This window comes from Photobacterium rosenbergii (assembly GCF_033022775.1).
Taxonomy (GTDB): domain Bacteria; phylum Pseudomonadota; class Gammaproteobacteria; order Enterobacterales; family Vibrionaceae; genus Photobacterium; species Photobacterium rosenbergii_A.
Genome location: NZ_JAWJZI010000001.1, coordinates 706,076 through 723,253 on the forward strand (window position 1 = coordinate 706,076; position 17,178 = coordinate 723,253).

The following is a 17,178-nucleotide window of genomic DNA, read 5'->3' on the forward strand; positions in this document are numbered from 1 at the left end:
TAATGGGTACCTTACTCGTCGAGTATTCGTATTAGCGAGTTAAGGATTGGTTACATTGACCAGATGAAGTAGATCTGGGACTTCATGCGGATAATGATGCCGCGGATGACATCTAAAAATGCCAAGAAATCAATCGGCTTCTCTGCACTTATCCATGCAAGGCCAACCGAGCCCACTGGAATGTCATAGTCACCGGGCTCTGTGAGTTTCAAACGGACAAAATGATGTTTATTCATTGCATTCTGGCCTGTGGTCTGGCGGACGTTATCATCCCTTGCCAGTAAACTGCCCTGAGATTCACCCGTCGCTTCGATAATGCCTTCTACCTCGGCGCTGAACACCTTACCCGGATAAACTGGTGAGGCAAACTCAGCTTGTTGGCCGACTTTGACACTACGGATTGCCTGATGGTTAACCCGCATCAGCACATACTTTTCATTGGTGTACATCTGGATACGCGGCATGACACCGACATACTGGCCTTCACGCATGATGTAGTTGGTCAGGTAACCGTCTGCAGGGGCATATACTCGGGTGTTGTCCAAGTTCCATTGTGCCTGTGCAACATCTTCTTGCTTGTTTGCCACATCCACTTTGCTGCTTTCTACAGATAGCCCTGCTTTCTCAAAAGCTAGCTGGGCACGCTGAGCGGATACTTTGGCTTTATCCAACTGTGACTGCAGTGTCACTTGCTTCGCTCTTGCCACATCCACAGCGGTTTGCTGCTCATCCATCTGAGTTTCGGTTATCGTGTGCTTAACAACACGATTTTGCTCTTGATAACGGCGCAGTGTGGTTTCTTTCCACTCCAAGTCTTCCTTCGCTGCTTCTATCTCGTTCTGTGCAATCTCAATATCTTTCAGAGCTGCATGATGGTTTTGCTTGGCAATCAGCACATCTTCCTTCGCGATAGAAAGAGCCACCTTTGCAGATCCCAATTGGGTTTCGGCTTTATTGAGTGCAATCTGGTATTGCTCATCATCCAAGGTATAAACCAGCTGGCCTTTTTCTACCTTTTCATTTGGCCGTACCAAAATTTCATCCACATGGCCTTTGATTTTGGTCGAGCCTGGACGTAGCTGGATGTGCGGCGACTGCACTACCGACCCGCCGGACATGTCCATTGGCGCAAAGGTGATCAAGCCAATCCACACAAATACCAGCCAACTGGCCCCACCAAGGTAGGAGAAAGCCTTGGTGAACTTATTCCACGGCATTCCTACCAAGCGAAGCAAATAAATAAACAGTGACCATACCGCTAGACCCTCAAGCATTTTTTACCTCCTCATCAGTCATGACCACAGCTTCAGAGGCCGAAGGCTTACTTACAGCAGGTTCAGGGTGGTTTTCTTTCTCTTTCCAAATATCACGGACATGGCGCAGCGCTTGCTCACCATCGACAAAAGCGATAATCACCGCCACAACCCAGACCCAATGCCAAATAAAGCCAATCCACGTCAAGGCCGTAATTAGCCCCAGTTGGTGGTGTTCACGCTTGTGGGCTTTTTGTATTGGCAATTCATGGATACGCCAAAACCCAAAAGCTGCTGCCGCAATAGATCCAAACAGAATGACTGCAGCAACGACATGAAGTGCAGTGTCGACACCGTTATCGACAAAAGGCATGCTGACGAGACTCATAACAGTTCCCCAATTCACTTACGCATAATCATTAGGCCGATACGCTGTCCGTGCTTGGCGCACTGAAAGGTATTGCCTGTTTTTCAATTTATTTTTGTTGGTGAGATTATGTAAATATTAGTGACAAGCATCACAACATTGGATAGGTTGAATCAATTAGGGTCTTAATTTGAAATAATCAAACCACGAGAAAGCAATAAAACGCCTATGCCACTACCTGAGTCACAGTTCCAAGCTGCCTTTGTCCGCTCGATTTTTTTCCAACCGTTTATTCGTGCATTGAGCAAACACTATGGGATCACCCTTGAAGATCTCGGTATACCGGTGAAGTTAAATAAGGAGCCAATGACGTTGGTGCCATTTTCGGATCTCAACCTGAAAATGGAAGAATTGGAGCGTCTTATTGGCGATCAGGCATATCTTTGCAAAATGGCCAAAGACATTAGCTTCAGCAACATGGAAAAATTAGGCGAATGGTTTCTTTCAACACCCGAGCTGGCTCTTACCTTTCGCCGGATTAACTACGGCACGTCCTGCTTACAATCGGGAGCCACGTTCCACGGAGAGTTATCTGGCAATATCATTAAATGGACCTATGACAACCATTTCTCGGCAGGCCGGGGACGGTTTCAAGACAGCTTACGTATCGCATTTATGTTCACCAATACACTGCGATATTTCATGGGGGAGGAATATCACCCTCTCACTGTAGAGATAAGCGGCCCACCCTGCGGCCAGGGCCAATTTGAGCAGTTTTTTGGATGTGATATCCGCTGGAATGCGCCTTCTACCCGAGTTTGGCTGGACATCTCGGTCCTTGAGCACGGCAATACTTTTCCCTTCGAACTGTCACGCCCCATGATGCTGACCAATTTGGAGCTGGATGAGTTCCTTAACATGCCACAGCCCCACGACGCGGCGAAAATGATGTACGAGATGATTAATTACTCTCGTTTCTATGGCTACCCAAGCTTGGATCTTGTTGCTGAAAAGTTCAACTTATCAAGGCAACAACTTCAACGCCGGCTTCACCAATTTGGTTGGAGCTTCAGCTCTATCACCAGCTATGTATTATGCAACCAAGCAATAAAGTACATGCAGGCAGATCTGAGCATAAAAGAGATAGCCCAAGAGCTTGGGTATAATAATGTGCAGAGTTTCAGCAAGGCTTTTCAGCGCCAGCGGGGGCAAACCCCCACTCAGTATAAGGAAAAGCTGCAAGAACGCAGTCGGCGATAAACGCCTTACACCATCGCTCGGGGATCTCGTTTTATGTTTGGCGAAGGCAGTTAAGGGTGAAACGTTGGTCAGGGGTAATGTGGTGGCGCATCACAAACTCGGCGCGATTATCACTTTCAAACTGCGGCTGGAAAAATATCCGGTAGCCGAGCAAATCACGCCTAGCATCACTATCGAACGGATTAACATTATTTTTGTCGACCACGAGATCACGGGTTAACTGCACGGGCTTTAACACATAGTCGATGCCATTGTGGTAAAAGCTGTAATCAACAGCTAATTTGAACTCCAGTTGGACCTGGTTGTTCTCTGACTGCCTCAACCACTCTTCAGAATGAATCGTACCATCAGGCAGAAATGTATACGATGTATTCTCCCTCATATTTTCCGGAGTGTCCGGCCGCTCACAAAACCATGTGCCACCTTCCAGCTGGGTAGCAAAAGTCGGTGCTGCAAACATGCTTCCCATCAGTAGTCCAATCAGTTTTAACTTCATCCTTGAATCCTGACTTAATTACTCTAATACAATTAGTTATAGCAGTATCTAACCAAACAAGACAGTGAAATTACCGCTTCTCTATTGCCACTGCAGAGCTCAGGCTGAACAGAAAAAGGGGAAAGCGCATGCTTTCCCCTTGGTTTCTTTCTGCTTGTTTATACCAGCAGAGATTTTAGAAACGGTAATCTACCGACCAAACAACTTGCTGAGAGTAATCGATCTTCGTACTTTCTTTGTTGTAGTCCTGATCAAGGTAGCGGTAAGTCAAATCAGTTGACCAATTATCATTAATTTCATACATCGCACCTACCTGGCCACCCCAAACGAAATCTGTTGAGCTCTTACTGCCAATTTTATTATCAGCCACACCTGCAGATACACCCGCAAATAAGTTCACATTCTGATGAACTGGCATTAGATAATCATAAGAAGCTAGGAACATGTTCTGAGATGACTTGTCCATATAGCTATATGTACCCATCACACGGTGATGGTCATTCATGATCGCACCACCACGTAGCTGATAAGTTGCATCCTCGCCGTTTTGGGCATTGGCACCTTTTACGTTATCTTCTTGGTAACCTACGCCACCACCCACGAACCATTGCGTATCAGCGGCGAACGCTGGAGATGCTGCCATTACTGCTAGTGCTAAAGTAGAGATTGCTGTGATCTTTTTCATGTATGTCTCCTTGGACTCCCAAGCCTCATTGTTAGGTTGTTTCCTAATGTGCCGGATAAGTCTTATATAATTTGTTTTGTTCGCTAATTAATATACGCCGACATACTGAACGTAAACTTAAGATATAAAACATTGTTTTCTATCTTAATAAATGCTGAACAAATAATGAAATCGCTCAATTATGACTCTCACCAAATAACCAATAATTAATCAAAAAAACCAAAAATGATTAATTGCCAGCAATAACACTATAGAGATAAAAATGCAAGCCCATGAAATATAACAGTTAAGTTATAAAACCAAAACTTAAACTGAATATTTTCTATATAATTGTTGAAAATAAAAAAAGAGGACAACATGTCCTCTTTTTTAAAATCATTCAGCTTAAATTAAAATTTGTAATCAACCGACCATACTACTTGCTGGGTGTAATCAATTTTATTCACGCCTTCTTTATAATCTTGATCTAGGTAGCGGTAAGTAAGATCTGTTGATAGGTTATTGCTCAACTTATATTGTGCGCCTACCTGGCCCCCCCAAACAAAGTCAGTTGAGCTGTTACTGCTAAAAGTGTTTTTGATCTTAGTATCAGAATAACCAACCGTAGCACCTGCAAACAAATTTACCTTTTGATGAACAGGGATCAAGTAATCATACGAAGCAAGGTACATGTTCTGCGTATAGTCATTAGAGAAAATGCCATCAAACTTACTTTCATAATAACTGTATGTCGCCGTGAATCGGTGCTGGTCGTTGATGATGGCACCACCACGGATCTGGTAGGAGGCATCTTCAACATTCTTGTTCGAATATAGCTGGCCACTCCTTTCGATTTTGTCATTCTGGTAACCAATACCACCACCAACGAACCAGTCTGTTGTATTCGCCAATGCAGGAGTAGCCGCCAAAGTAGAGAGAACAAGAGTTGATACTACAGCATACTTTTTCATGTGTGTTTTCCTTAATTCATTGTTTTGTTTACCCAAGTGTATTCTCGGTACTTGGTTTTTCAGTGCAGCTATTCTTGCTGCCCTTTTAATATTGAACACTGTACACAACAAACCTGAACCAAACCTTAAAATAGAAAACACTGTTTTATTTGTAATTTTTTATGTCCGAACACAAGAAAGTACTTAACGTTATCAGGAAAATCCTATATGTGACGCCTTACTTGGTGGCACCCCAAAATAGCGTTTGAATTCTCGGCTGAATTGAGTCGGGCTCTCATAACCCACTTTCAAGGCAGCGATATTCGCTGGCATGCCATCTTGCGACATCATAGTTTTAGCTTTATTGAGGCGAATCTTCTTGATGTACTGCAAAGGGGGATCGGTAACAACCTGCTTAAAGGCGCGGTGAAACGCCGACACACTCATTCCCGCCATATCGGCCAAATCGTTAATCGCCAGTTTTTGATCATAGTGTGATTGGACATGGGTGATCACGCGGGACACCCTCGACAATGCACTGTCTTGCTTACAATATTGTGCGAGCAAATGCCCCTGGTCACTTTTTAGCAATTGATAGTAAAACTCACGCAATAGCTGTTTGCCTAACACTTTGGCATCGAGAGGGTCTTTCAAACAACCTAAAAGGCGGCAAATACAATCCCGTATATCCGGCGTAATTTGGGTGACTGCAACACCACGGCCACTATCAGGTGAAAGGGGTATTTCACTGTGCTGGTGCTGCTCCAAGGTATCAACAAGCTCTTGGATGATGGTGAGATCAAAATCTATATCTAACCCAATCAAAGGCTCTTCCGCAGAGGCAAATGTTTCGCAGGCAATCGGATAAGGCGTTGCCACAATCAGGCAATGGTTCGTGTCGTAATCAAATCGGTAATCATTGAGATGCCCTACTTTATTCCCCTGTAAGATCACCACCACACCTTGCTGATACATTTGAGGCGTCATTTTATGGTACTGATCGATCCGAAACAGGCGAATACCTGGTATTGGCAGCTCAACAAGGCCAGAACCATCTGACAAACCATAGTAACTGCAGAGTTCCTCACCTTTTTGCACGCACTTTTTAGAAGCGAAATCTACGACTGAAACCATTTTACCTACCCTAGAATACAAAAGAATGACTGCCTTTTAGCACAGTAAAAATCACAGCGTTGAGTAAAAGACTAGCACCGCAGTACAAGCAGCAGAACAACAATCTACCATATTACCTCGGCTACCATATCATTAAAAAAGTAGATTTAGGCAAGTATTAAACAGTTTTGAGCATCCCTCTATTCGGATCATTGGCTTAGACTGTGTTCATCATATAGCAACATATACAAAAGCACTGGAGATACTTCATGGACAAGTTTACTTACCAGAACCCTACCCGTATCCATTTTGGTGAAGGCCAAATAGCTGCCATTGCCAACGATATTCCACAAGACAAAAAAGTCTTGGTTATCTATGGTGGCGGCTCTATCAAGAAAAACGGAGTATATGAACAAGTTAAAGCGGCTTTAAACGAGCATAGCTGGGATGAGTTTGCTGGTGTAGAACCAAACCCACAATACGACACTTTGATGAAAGCGGTCGAAAAAATCAAAGCTGAAGGCTTTGACTACCTGCTTGCTGTCGGCGGCGGTTCAGTCATCGATGGGACTAAATTCATTGCTGCGGCAGCCGCTTACCAAGGTGAAGATCCTTGGAATATTCTCGCCCAGCAGCACCCTGTAGAAAGTGCGCTACCACTTGCATGTGTATTGACTCTTCCTGCGACAGGCTCAGAAAGTAACATGGGCGCAGTGGTATCTCGCGGTAAAGACAAACTGGCTTTCATGACACCAAAAGTTCAGCCATTATTCGCAGTACTGGATCCAACAACTACGCTTAGCCTTTCCCCTCGCCAGGTGGCAAACGGTGTGGTTGATGCCTATGTCCACGTTATGGAGCAGTACCTGACTTTCCCAGCCAACGCCAAGGTCCAAGACCGTTTCGCAGAAGGCCTGCTTCTTAACCTTATCGAAGAAGGCCCTAAAGCTCTTGCCACACCTGATGATATCGATGTGCGTGCCAACATCATGTGGACCGCAACCCAGGCGCTTAACGGCTTGATTGGCGTCGGGGTGCCGCAAGACTGGACCACACATATGATTGGCCATGAACTAACCGGTAACTACGGTATCGACCATGCCCGTACACTAAGCATTGTCCTGCCAGCCGTAATGAAAGAGCGCCGTGGAGACAAAGAAGGGAAATTGCTTCAGTACGCAGAACGCGTATTTGGTATTACTGAAGGCTCAAACGACGAACGTATCGACCAGGCAATTGCCCAAACTATTGCCTTCTTCAAGCAGATGGAAGTACCAACCAGCCTAAGCGATGTCAAGTTAGGTAATGCTGATATCGACACCCTAGTTGCCAGCCTTGAAAAACATGGTATGAAAGCATTGGGTGAACGCGGCAATATCACTATCAATGAAAGCCGTGCAATCCTAGAAGCTGCGCTGTAAGTTTGCTCATTAGCATGAAATAAAGAATAAGGGAGGCGAAATCGCCTCCCTTGACAGTAATAACTCTCCCAAAAGCACGGCATCAGCTTTACCGGCGGATCACCATCTGGTTTTCACTGATCACATTTTCATTAGTAATGGGCTCATCAATAATAGACTCATGAAGAGTGTTAGACGCAAGTAATGACGGTGATGATTCTTGCCCTACCATCTCTGCATTAGCCGCAAGAATAATACTGCCCCCCTTGATGAGATCGATAATTTCACGGTTTTTTTCAGGTGGCAGAGCGGGACACCCCCAGCTCCAGCCAATAATATTATTGACAGCCAGAAAGTCAGGAGAGGCATAGTTAGCGCCATGGATGACAATAAGTCGGCGACGGGCATTATCATTGATGCCTTCGGACAGCCCATCCAACCGCAGAGAGTATCCGTATTTGCCATAGTATGTTTCGGCGGTTTTAAATACACCTAGCGACGTTTGTTTGGAGTTTACCGTATTGGAAAAGCGCCTGGCATATAAACCGCCGCTTTCTACCCCATGGGTGGTGTAAGTATGATATTTCAACTTTTTGTTTGCCAAATCGACCACATAAAACCGTTTCTCATTAGAAGGCCGACGATAGTCGATAATCACAAGGTTAGGGTTCGCCCCGGTTCCTTTGTTCATATACGCCGCAACGCCCTCTTTTAGCAAGGCATAATCCATTACCCCTTGCAATGCAGCCCCCGAATAGACTTCGTTGGCCAGATCCTCAATGTGTTCTTCGATATTCCCGGCCAGAGCGAAGGAGGAAAAAAGCAAAATTGGAAGTATTTTTTTGATCATAGGCAATAACAATAAGCGAATTTTTTACGACGATCTTATCTATCTAATATTAACAGATTAATCAGTAATGACTTTTTTATCTCACCAATTCGGACAGGTTTTCATAAAAAATTACAAATACAAGCTTAAGAATAGACAAAACCCTATCAGTCAAATCACCTACACTTAAACGATGATATCGATGTATATCCCGCAATCTGTGGTGTAGGGTTGATATATGAAGTGGATAATGCTGTATACATTTCTGGTCTTTTCAAGCCCAAGTCAAGCCGAAGCTGTTGATCTAACAAAGCTTTATGAAGTCCATACTGACTTTGACTACAGCGATTTAGTCATTGAGGTGCAGGGATTTAAGGTACCGACTCTCGCGGCCTTCAAGGGCTGGGTTTTGATGAACAAGAAACAGAAAGAGATCCAAGAAGGACATCAATATTTTCTAGATCAAGGTGTTAAAGAAGGCATACCTCTACATCTGATTTTATTGCAGGGTACCGATTGGCGATTGAGTAATACCAACGTTTTCAATCTTCCTGATAAGAAAAATTGGGATAACATGGTTCGCACCTTGCTGTTCATTCAAGAGCATGTCATGCCAAAAACCGGTTTGCTGATCCCTGTCTCTGGCGACAGAAGTCAAGAATACAACCAGCATGCTGGCGGGGCACCACGCAGTTCCCACCTTGATTTTTGCGCCCTTGACCTGGTTCCGGTCCGAAATATTTCTCGCACTGAGCTCCACAAAATACTGATGAGTGTTTACAACAAAGTCGGTAGAAAAAACAACATGGGGCTAGGCCTTTACAGTGGTGTCCGCTTTCATATAGATACCTGCGGTTATAGAAGCTGGTAAATGCTGATAGTGACAATCTACTCAAAAAGGGGGATTTCTCCTACTTCCCTTCCTTGATCGGAGTGATAAAATGTTCGGGTGAAAATAGACCAAAATACATACTTATCCGTTTTAATTCACATGCTAGAGCACAGCCCATATCCTGCAGGATTAAAGTCTAAGGACGGCATTTTCGCCTTTGCAAACAAAGCTTACCGCGACTTAGTCAATGCACCGTATGATATCGAGGGCCTCACTGACCGTGATCTACCATGTGACACAGCCCAATTTGCATCTGATTTTGTACAACAAGATAGACAGGCAATAACGGAAAACAAGACAGTGGTAACCATAGATGTGCATAAGTATGCCCATGGTTTCGATGCTTATACTTTTGAAAAACGCCCCGTTATCATCAATGGGGAGCCATGGGGTATCCAATTTAGCGCGACCAATTTAAGGGAACTGGTCAACTTGGCATCTTTCGCTGAAATCATGGCGCTGAACAGTACCAATACCTCTTTCAGTACGATAAAACCTGAATGTATGCAGCTCACGACATCACAGGAAATCGTCCTGTTCTGGTTATTACGCGGCCGTCAGACCAAGCAAATCGCCCAATTGATCCACAGAACACCCAAAGCCGTTGAAAAGCAGATTTCCAACTTGATTGCACGATTTTCTGGTGTGGGTGTGACCAATCGCGCTACATTGATTGAATATGCCCGCTGTAACGGCTGGCTCTCAGTGATTCCAGAACAGCTATTCAAAACCCCAGCCTCAATCATTGTGCAGTGACGCAAACTGCTCACTTTTTCAATCTAACAAGCACAGAAAAGCCAGCATGTTTAATCTGCTGGCTTTAGATACTCATCGACTAGGCTGAAGTGAAATCAATCCCACTCTGGGCAAAATCCGGGTTTGCCAAACGATGATTTCGATTTAATCATCTAACTTGTTCTCCATAGACTGACGGACAAATGCCTGTAGCGCTGTCAACCTGGCAGCATTGCGCAATGATGGTCGGTAGAGCATATAGAGGTCGACCTCAGGTAAGGTGTAGTCTTGCAAGATGCGCACTAGCGAACCGTCGGCCAGCGCCTCGCTTACTTGAAAGGTTGGCTGCAAGGTAATACCGGCGCCTTCCAACGCCGCTGCCAGCATGGCCTGACCACTATTCATGGTAAAACGAGAGCTCACCTGTGGGGTTTTGATTTTTTGGCCATCGAAGAAGCGCCACTTAAGCGGGGCTTGAGGCAGGTTACTTTGCAGACACTGATGTTGTTCAAGCTCGTCAGGATGCTGTGGGGTACCATGTCGCTTGAGGTAATCAGGAGAGGCGCAAACGATCATGGGATAGCTGTGCAACTTGGTCGCGACGAGGTAATCATACCCCTCCAAACGCTCCCGGAAGATCACGTCGTAACCTCCTTTTTGCATATCCGGCGGTTTGTTCTCTAAAGTCAGATCAATGTCGAGCTTGGGGTATTTCTGCTGGAACCGAGCAAGAATAGGTGCCAATGCCTTGATACCAAAATTCAAACCGGTCGCGATTTTCAAGCTACCACTGGGTTCATTCATATTACGGTAGATATCTTCCTGGGCCGCCTTCAGCTCATCCAACACCACCAAACATCGCTGGTAATACAGCTCCCCCACGGCCGTCAGGTTCTGGAAGCGGGTGGATTTAGCCAACAACTTGGCACCGACAGAGGCCTCCAAGCCTCTGACATGTTTGCCCACCATCTGGGCGCTGATCCCGCGCTCCTCAGCCACCGCGGCGAAAGAGCCTAGCTCTACTGCCCGTACAAAAATCTCAATACTGGTTAAGCGATCCAACAGCTTGCTCCATGATTACCAATCATTAGATTCTATTTTAATCAACATTAGAAACCAAGAGTTTCGATTATATTCCCTTTGCGTAGATTTATCGCCAGAGCAAATAGCAATAACATGCTCCATCGTTTTTACACAATATGAGAAGAACAGTGTCGTTTGCCGTTCCCCATGAAGTTGCCTTTGGTGATCTCTATCTTCCCCCGTTGCTGGTTGCCGCCCTGCTAGGGTTGGTATTCACCTCACTGACAGTCCGCGTGTTAAATCGGCTGCGTTGGTTTCGCCATGTCGCCAGCCCTCCTTTGGTCGAGCTTTCACTGACGGTCATATACACCGTTGTTGTTGGTACCTACGTTTTTCCTTCTTAATTTCATTCGGAGCCCATTTTGTTCAAACGTTTAAGTGTCACCCTTTGCTTGGTGCTATTGGCCATCGCCGCCACTGGTTGGAAATACCAACAGTATCTACAAAACCCTTGGACCCGAGATGGCCAAATCCGCGCTCAGGTTATACAGGTGACCCCGCGTGTTACCGGGCCTATCATTCGCTTGCCTATCCGTGACAACAGCGAAGTAAAAGCAGGTGATGTACTGTTTGAAATCGACCCTCGCACCTATAAGGCTGCCCTTGCTAAGGCCAATGCCAGCCTGACCCAAGCACAAGCTGTGCTGAAAAAAGCCCAGGATGAAGCCAAACGCGGCCAGTCGCTGTCTCGCCGCCAACCTGGCTCTATCTCGCAGCTGTCTCTAAGCCAACTTAACAATGCTGTTGAATCTGCCCACGCCGGGGTCATGGTCGCCAAAGCCGCGCTAGAAGAAGCCGAGCTCAATCTCAGCTTTACCAAAGTCATCGCGCCGGTTGACGGCTTTGTTACCAATCTCACACTGAGAATGGGAAGCCAAGTGGTTGCCAACCAGCCTGTTATCGCCCTAGTTGATAAGAACAGTTTCTGGATTGAGGGTTTCTTCAAGGAGACTGACATTCATGATGTCGCGCCCGGAGAGCAAGCGGTAGTCACTTTGATGGCATATCGCGATCAGCCACTTCAAAGTAAGGTCGAGAGTATCGGCTATGGTATTGCCCACCAGGATGGCAGTACTGGTGTTTCGCTTCTGCCTAACGTCAATCCCAACTTCCAGTGGATCCGCCTCGCGCAGCGCATTCCAGTACGAATTGCGCTTGATAACGTTCCTGCTCCTATCCAACTTCGGGTCGGGGCTACCGCATCAATCATGATCAACAAATCGCACCATCAAACTGCATTGTAAGGATTTGCCATGCTCAACCCGCGTTGTATCTTGCCATTGAAAGTGGCCATCGCACTGACTACTGCCATAGTCAGTGCGCTTTGGCTAGGCTGGGAGCGTCCCTATTGGGCTGGCTTTACCGTCGTGGTCATGGCAGCCACCGAAACAGCCGGCCACTCATTGAAGAAAGGCCGACACCGCCTGATCGGCACATTGCTCGGGGTTATGGCCGCTTTCATACTGGTTGGCGGCTTTGCCCAGCAACCTTTGCCGTTGCTGCTTAGCTACAGCCTTTTTGCAGCGATATGTGTCTACCTGCAAGGTAACCCGCGAAATGGCTACATATGGACTATCTGCCTGGCAGTCTGCTCATTGGTGCTAGTTATGGGCCAGCGATTACCTGAGCTCTCCTTTTCAATGGCGGTGTTGCGGGTACAGGAAACCGTACTGGGTATTCTCTGTTTTACGTTGGTTTTCAGCCTGCTCTGGCCAAGCTCTAGTCGCTCAGTTGTTATCTCAACCCTACGTCTGTACTTTGAAAACCAAGCTAAACATCTGCAAACCACCCAAAATGAGCTGCTCGAAAATAGCACCTTAACAAAAGATCTCAACCTGGGTGATAGCCTTAGGCAATTAACACGTTTAGAAGATCTCCTCTACGTCGCCAGCTCTGACAGCTACCATGTTGCTCAGGATCACCCACACTGGCAAGCCTTGCTTGATCAGCTCAACCAGTGGGCATTGTTATGTGGCCACTTGGCCGAACTCAGCGAGCAGACTAGAGGGGAGATGACACCTGAGCAATGCGCAGAATTGGCGTCCTTACTGGAAAGGCTAAGCCTCAGGGTCGATGATGCCTTGATCATGTTGAACACATCTTCGCCAGCCCGGCAAGAAAGCGAGCTGATCATCCCAAGGGAGGTGACATTGCTTCCCCCAAGACATTCAGGGATTACTATAGAAAGCGCTCATGATCTTCATGGCACAACCCTTATGTTAAGCTCACTTCTCACGCAGATTGACCAGTTGCACTATGACATAGTGTCAACACTTGCCACGGTGACAGGAAACACCACTACGGAAGAAACAAGACAAGCTAAAGCGAAACCAACCCAAGCGCCACATCAGGCTGCCTGGGCCTTTCGGCCAGATAGCGCCATCGCGGCGTTGAAGGTCTGCCTAGTGATCTGGATCTGTATGGCCTTGTGGATTTACGTCCCGATGCCCGGTGGTGCAGTTATTGTAATGCTCGGTTCGCTGCTCAGTAGCATTGTCCTATCGCTACCGTTTGCCAACGTCAAGTCCCTGCTGTTTTCGATATTTGCATGGTCATTGTTTTTCCTTGCCCAGTATGTACTGCTGATGCCTATACTGACCGAAGTGTGGCAGCTTGCGGCGTTTTATTTCATCAATGCATTTGGGATTTGGTATCAGCTCAACCAACCCCAACAAATACTTCAACGCTTGATAGGCACTCAGTTGTTGATAATGATGACCAGCGGTGCGATGCAACTGACACCGGTCTACGATATTCAGCTTGCCCTGCTTCAGTTGTTGCTGGTTGGCATCGTCATGCTGATCGTATTTTTAGTTAACCATGCTGTTTTCTCAGGGACTCCCGAGTCGGCCTTTTTGCGCGAGATAAGACGACTTCGATTAGGGCTAAAATCCAACCTGCAACATTTCAGCCATAATCCACACAAGCGCTTCCAATTCCGGCAAGAACCGTTGCGTTCAGTAGCAAAGGCCGAACAGGCTATGGCGAGAATAAACTGGGCTGGATATCCTGAACTCGACCCTGCAAGTGTCAATGTACTGATCACCAGTGCATACAAAGCCTGCCTGCTTCTCAGAACTTTCGAGGATAGCTATCAGAACTGGCTTGATTCATCGCACCAACAAGCGCTGGAAATATATATTTCAAAGATCTTGAAATCACTGGTGACTATTTTGGAGGAACCGACTATTAGCGAGGCGCTTACTTCCCACCAGCAGCTTGATGGTTTATTGAGTGAACTCCAGAATTACCTTATCGGGCTCGATAGAGAGTCTGTATTGCAATTCACTCTCAGTGCAGATGATGTCGATGCCACCTACCGGCTACTGACTTCACTGAAACTGCTTATCGTGTCGTTCAAATCCCTGAGCTTCAATGTGCATAACAGCGAAGTCCATCATTTGCGCCTGCAGCCTTTTGCCATTTAATACCAATCTGGATAAGTGATTAACCTCAATATTTGGCAGGTAAAACGCCACCGTCCCGCTCATGAGGGGACGGTGGCGTTTTTTATAGCGTTAGACAAGCATTGCTTACTATTGGATCAAACGCACCAGCAAGGTACCCGGCTCGCGCATCGGGTCAAGATTCACACTCAGCACATAGCCACTGGTTGGAGCGTGATAGCGCTGGATTTCATCACCAAAGCTGTCATATTGCACCGCAACTAACTGGCCCATCTCTACCTGATCGCCAATTTCGACCTTCGGCAGTGCGAAACCGCCCAGTGTGGCACGAACAGTGAAGATTTTCTTGCCTTCATAACACTCATGCTGCGGCTGGCTGGTATCCCCTTCTAGCACACCTTCTGATTTGAGGATATTGATCACCCCATCGACAGAGCGGGCAATCATATCCGGCTGCAGCACCTTACCTGCACCGACTTCAACGGTAATTGACGGGATCCCGCTACGGTTCCACACCGTTTCCAATACACCATCATCACCAGGATCATCGAAGATACAATCTGGGTTCATCAATCGAGCCATTTTCACAGTTTGTGGAATACGGTAATCCGCAAATACATAAAGTGGATAGGCCGCACCACGGGTTTGGGTATGCAGGTCTATGGCGATATCCGCATTGTGAGCCAGCAAGTCATACCATATCGAGGCGATATAGCGCTGTGCTGCATCCCCTTCGGGGTTACCCGGAAAGATACGGTTCAAATTGGTCGGCGAGGCATCCGGATCGGACATAATGAAGTCACGAGTGTGCATCAACATGCCGGATACATTCACCGTTGGGACTATCACTACCGTTCCCACCACCGACTGCTCAGCAAGGTGCTGGATAATATTCTGGGCAGTGATAACGCCATTGAGCTCATCACCATGCACACCTGCGGTGATCATCACCTTAGGCGCATTGCCAGTCTGCTCGCCGCGGTACACCACAACTGGCAAATGCCAACTCTGGCCAATACCGTTTTCCTGAGGACGGAACCAAAAACGATGACAGCCCATAGGCAATTCATCGACATCCAATCGGGTGATCACCTGATGACCTTGCAAAACGTCATCGGTATATCGGGTCTTCATTTTCGCCATTTTCTCCATCCCCACTCTCCATCCGCATGGTATTGAATTTTTCATATGCAAAAAAAATGGGCAGTTGCCTGCCCATCCACTCTAATCGATCTGTTAGCGATTAGGCAAAGCCCATTACGTGTGCACTCACTACGATGACGCTGGACAGCACAAACAGCATGGCGATAAAGCGCCACACGAACTTCGCCCAGTCCCCCCAGTCGATACGACATACACCCAGGGTTGCCATCAAAGACGCAGACGTCGGTACGATAATATTGGTAAAGCCATCACCCAACTGGAATGCCAGTACCGCTACCTGACGTGTCACCCCCGCCAAATCAGCCAGTGGTGCCATCAGTGGCATCGTCAATGCTGCCTGGCCAGAGCCTGAAGTCACAAAGAAGTTAAACACTGACTGGAATACATACATCAGCCAAGCTGCCATGACTTCCGGCAGTGAGCCGATAACGTTACCTGCACTGCTCAGGATAGAGTTCAATACACTCGCTTCGGTTGCGTCACCGCCACCACCAAGGATCAACAAGATACCTTTGGCACTACCGACCAACAGCGCCGGAGCCAGCATGATGCTTGCGCCCTCTTTGAACGCATCAGCCATATCATTGACTGTCATACCGTTAAGACGGAAGACTACGCCAATCAAGCCAGCGACAAAGCCCATGGTGAAGAACTGGGAAGCGATTTCAGGAATGTACCAAGCATGGGCGACTACGCCCCAGATCACCCACACCATAGTCGCAACAACGGTGAGCATGACAAGAGTATCGCCTAGGTTCCAGCGAGAAGATGTCACAGAGGCTTCTTGGTTTTTAAAATGAACATCGCCTTTGATGCTGAATGACTTGGTCGGATCTTTCTTCACGCCATTGGCATACCACATGGTGAATGCAATACCGATGATGGTAAACATGATCCAAAGACCGATACGTACCGAGGCACCAGAAAGGACAGGCACGCCAGCAATACCCTGGGCCACTGCAACCGAAAACGGGTTCATCCATGATGCAGCAAAGCCAATTTGGGTCGCGACGTACGTCACCATCACCGTTGTGATGCCGTCGTAGCCAATCCTGACCATCAGCGGGGCAATGATAATGGCAAATGCCACCGCCTCTTCACCCATACCAAATACAGCACCGCCCAGTGAAAACAGGGAAAACAGCACAGGAATAAACAGGGATTCGCTGCCTTTAGTACGGTCAATAAGACGAAGAATGCCGTTATCAATAGTGCCTGTGCGCATCACGATGCCAAACGCACCGCCGATCACCAGCATGAACATGATAACGCCGATGGCCGAGCCCCATTTCGAGCCGGATACCAAACCTTCGAACACGAAGTTCATCAGGCCAATGCCGCCACCACTGGCGAACAAACCTACACTGTTGTATACCAACTCGCCCTGCTCATCCGTCGCATAGGCGAAAGACTCAGGATCAAGCACAGTACGGGTCTTTTCTGCCCCGTCGGCAATGTAAGAAATATCTTGGGTTTCAAACATACCTGCAGGTACGACATAGGTGATTGCCGTCGCCAACAGGCCAATAAAGAAGATCAATACCAGGGTGTCTGGCATTTTCCAG

Annotated in this window: 16 protein-coding genes and 1 pseudogene; 7 read left to right on the plus strand and 10 right to left on the minus strand. The window is 47.0% G+C overall.

What is annotated here, in order from left to right:
• Positions 1-50: 50 nt before the first annotated feature.
• Together R2X38_RS03265 and R2X38_RS03270 are read right to left on the minus strand one after the other, a co-directional pair.
• Positions 51-1,274 (minus strand): HlyD family secretion protein, encoded by a 1,224-nt coding sequence (locus tag R2X38_RS03265; protein WP_317520662.1) that lies wholly within the window; start codon positions 1,272-1,274, stop codon positions 51-53.
• Positions 1,267-1,641 (minus strand): MFS transporter, encoded by a 375-nt coding sequence (locus R2X38_RS03270; protein ID WP_317520663.1) that lies wholly within the window; start codon positions 1,639-1,641, stop codon positions 1,267-1,269. Before R2X38_RS03270 ends, R2X38_RS03265 begins: the two co-directional genes overlap by 8 nt.
• 207 nt (positions 1,642-1,848) lie before the next feature.
• Between R2X38_RS03270 and R2X38_RS03275 the strand changes: the two genes are divergently transcribed.
• Entirely contained in the window at positions 1,849-2,880 is a 1,032-nt protein-coding gene (locus R2X38_RS03275) for an AraC family transcriptional regulator (RefSeq protein ID WP_317520664.1), read from the plus strand.
• A gap of 31 nt (positions 2,881-2,911) precedes the next feature.
• Here the strand turns inward: R2X38_RS03275 and R2X38_RS03280 are convergent, their stop codons facing one another.
• From R2X38_RS03280 to R2X38_RS03295, 4 genes are all read right to left on the minus strand, one after another.
• The gene (locus R2X38_RS03280) at positions 2,912-3,376 is read right to left on the minus strand and encodes a hypothetical protein (RefSeq protein WP_317520665.1); all 465 of its coding nucleotides are present in this window, start codon (positions 3,374-3,376) and stop codon (positions 2,912-2,914) included.
• A gap of 175 nt (positions 3,377-3,551) precedes the next feature.
• Positions 3,552-4,061 (minus strand): porin family protein, encoded by a 510-nt coding sequence (locus R2X38_RS03285; protein ID WP_317520666.1) that lies wholly within the window; start codon positions 4,059-4,061, stop codon positions 3,552-3,554.
• A gap of 389 nt (positions 4,062-4,450) precedes the next feature.
• Positions 4,451-5,011 (minus strand): porin family protein, encoded by a 561-nt coding sequence (locus R2X38_RS03290; RefSeq protein WP_317520667.1) that lies wholly within the window; start codon positions 5,009-5,011, stop codon positions 4,451-4,453.
• Between the two features lie 192 nt (positions 5,012-5,203).
• Entirely contained in the window at positions 5,204-6,124 is a 921-nt protein-coding gene (locus R2X38_RS03295; RefSeq protein ID WP_317520668.1) for an AraC family transcriptional regulator, read from the minus strand.
• A gap of 248 nt (positions 6,125-6,372) precedes the next feature.
• Here R2X38_RS03295 and R2X38_RS03300 point away from each other — a divergent pair, with 248 nt between their 5' ends.
• Positions 6,373-7,524: an iron-containing alcohol dehydrogenase gene (locus R2X38_RS03300; protein ID WP_317520669.1), complete on the plus strand. Its 1,152-nt coding sequence runs from the start codon at positions 6,373-6,375 to the stop codon at positions 7,522-7,524.
• Positions 7,525-7,741: 217 nt separating this feature from the next.
• Here the strand turns inward: R2X38_RS03300 and R2X38_RS03305 are convergent.
• Positions 7,742-8,350 (minus strand): annotated as a pseudogene (locus R2X38_RS03305) (murein L,D-transpeptidase catalytic domain family protein); the annotation flags it as partial.
• A 235-nt stretch (positions 8,351-8,585) separates the two neighbouring features.
• On the opposite strand from R2X38_RS03305, the gene R2X38_RS03310 reads away from it, so the two are divergent.
• Together R2X38_RS03310 and R2X38_RS03315 are read left to right on the plus strand one after the other, a co-directional pair.
• A complete protein-coding gene (locus R2X38_RS03310; protein WP_411184596.1) occupies positions 8,586-9,203 on the plus strand; it encodes a D-Ala-D-Ala carboxypeptidase family metallohydrolase in 618 nt (205 codons plus the stop codon).
• Positions 9,204-9,323: 120 nt separating this feature from the next.
• Positions 9,324-9,980, plus strand: a complete 657-nt coding sequence (locus R2X38_RS03315; RefSeq protein ID WP_317520671.1) for a helix-turn-helix transcriptional regulator — start codon at positions 9,324-9,326, stop codon at positions 9,978-9,980.
• A 144-nt stretch (positions 9,981-10,124) separates the two neighbouring features.
• Here R2X38_RS03315 and R2X38_RS03320 read toward each other — a convergent pair whose 3' ends face one another.
• The gene (locus R2X38_RS03320; RefSeq protein ID WP_317520672.1) at positions 10,125-11,021 is read right to left on the minus strand and encodes a LysR family transcriptional regulator; all 897 of its coding nucleotides are present in this window, start codon (positions 11,019-11,021) and stop codon (positions 10,125-10,127) included.
• A 149-nt stretch (positions 11,022-11,170) separates the two neighbouring features.
• On the opposite strand from R2X38_RS03320, the gene R2X38_RS03325 reads away from it, so the two are divergent.
• The 3 genes from R2X38_RS03325 to R2X38_RS03335 are packed head-to-tail and all read left to right on the plus strand — an operon-like array spanning position 11,171 to position 14,470.
• Positions 11,171-11,386, plus strand: coding sequence for a DUF1656 domain-containing protein (locus tag R2X38_RS03325; RefSeq protein ID WP_317520673.1), 216 nt, complete (start codon positions 11,171-11,173; stop codon positions 11,384-11,386).
• 18 nt (positions 11,387-11,404) lie between these two features.
• A complete protein-coding gene (locus R2X38_RS03330; protein ID WP_317520674.1) occupies positions 11,405-12,286 on the plus strand; it encodes an HlyD family secretion protein in 882 nt (293 codons plus the stop codon).
• A gap of 9 nt (positions 12,287-12,295) precedes the next feature.
• Entirely contained in the window at positions 12,296-14,470 is a 2,175-nt protein-coding gene (locus R2X38_RS03335) for an FUSC family protein (protein ID WP_317520675.1), read from the plus strand.
• A 108-nt stretch (positions 14,471-14,578) separates the two neighbouring features.
• Here the strand turns inward: R2X38_RS03335 and R2X38_RS03340 are convergent, their stop codons facing one another.
• Together R2X38_RS03340 and yfcC are read right to left on the minus strand one after the other, a co-directional pair.
• On the minus strand, positions 14,579-15,583 hold the full coding sequence (locus R2X38_RS03340; RefSeq protein WP_317520905.1) for a succinylglutamate desuccinylase/aspartoacylase family protein: 1,005 nt from the start codon (positions 15,581-15,583) through the stop codon (positions 14,579-14,581).
• A gap of 109 nt (positions 15,584-15,692) precedes the next feature.
• Positions 15,693-17,171 (minus strand): putative basic amino acid antiporter YfcC, encoded by a 1,479-nt coding sequence (yfcC, locus tag R2X38_RS03345; protein WP_317520906.1) that lies wholly within the window; start codon positions 17,169-17,171, stop codon positions 15,693-15,695.
• Positions 17,172-17,178: the final 7 nt, after the last annotated feature.

Excerpts from the sequence above, each read along its gene's own strand:
- R2X38_RS03265 (WP_317520662.1), bottom strand. The coding sequence starts at position 1,274 with ATGCTTGAGGGTCTAGCGGTATGGTCACTGTTTATTTATTTGCTTCGC.
- R2X38_RS03270 (WP_317520663.1), bottom strand. The coding sequence starts at position 1,641 with ATGAGTCTCGTCAGCATGCCTTTTGTCGATAACGGTGTCGACACTGCA.
- R2X38_RS03275 (WP_317520664.1), top strand. The coding sequence starts at position 1,849 with ATGCCACTACCTGAGTCACAGTTCCAAGCTGCCTTTGTCCGCTCGATT.
- R2X38_RS03280 (WP_317520665.1), bottom strand. The coding sequence starts at position 3,376 with ATGAAGTTAAAACTGATTGGACTACTGATGGGAAGCATGTTTGCAGCA.
- R2X38_RS03285 (WP_317520666.1), bottom strand. The coding sequence starts at position 4,061 with ATGAAAAAGATCACAGCAATCTCTACTTTAGCACTAGCAGTAATGGCA.
- R2X38_RS03290 (WP_317520667.1), bottom strand. The coding sequence starts at position 5,011 with ATGAAAAAGTATGCTGTAGTATCAACTCTTGTTCTCTCTACTTTGGCG.
- R2X38_RS03295 (WP_317520668.1), bottom strand. The coding sequence starts at position 6,124 with ATGGTTTCAGTCGTAGATTTCGCTTCTAAAAAGTGCGTGCAAAAAGGT.
- R2X38_RS03300 (WP_317520669.1), top strand. The coding sequence starts at position 6,373 with ATGGACAAGTTTACTTACCAGAACCCTACCCGTATCCATTTTGGTGAA.
- R2X38_RS03315 (WP_317520671.1), top strand. The coding sequence starts at position 9,324 with ATGCTAGAGCACAGCCCATATCCTGCAGGATTAAAGTCTAAGGACGGC.
- R2X38_RS03335 (WP_317520675.1), top strand. The coding sequence starts at position 12,296 with ATGCTCAACCCGCGTTGTATCTTGCCATTGAAAGTGGCCATCGCACTG.
- R2X38_RS03340 (WP_317520905.1), bottom strand. The coding sequence starts at position 15,583 with ATGAAGACCCGATATACCGATGACGTTTTGCAAGGTCATCAGGTGATC.
- yfcC (WP_317520906.1), bottom strand. The coding sequence starts at position 17,171 with ATGCCAGACACCCTGGTATTGATCTTCTTTATTGGCCTGTTGGCGACG.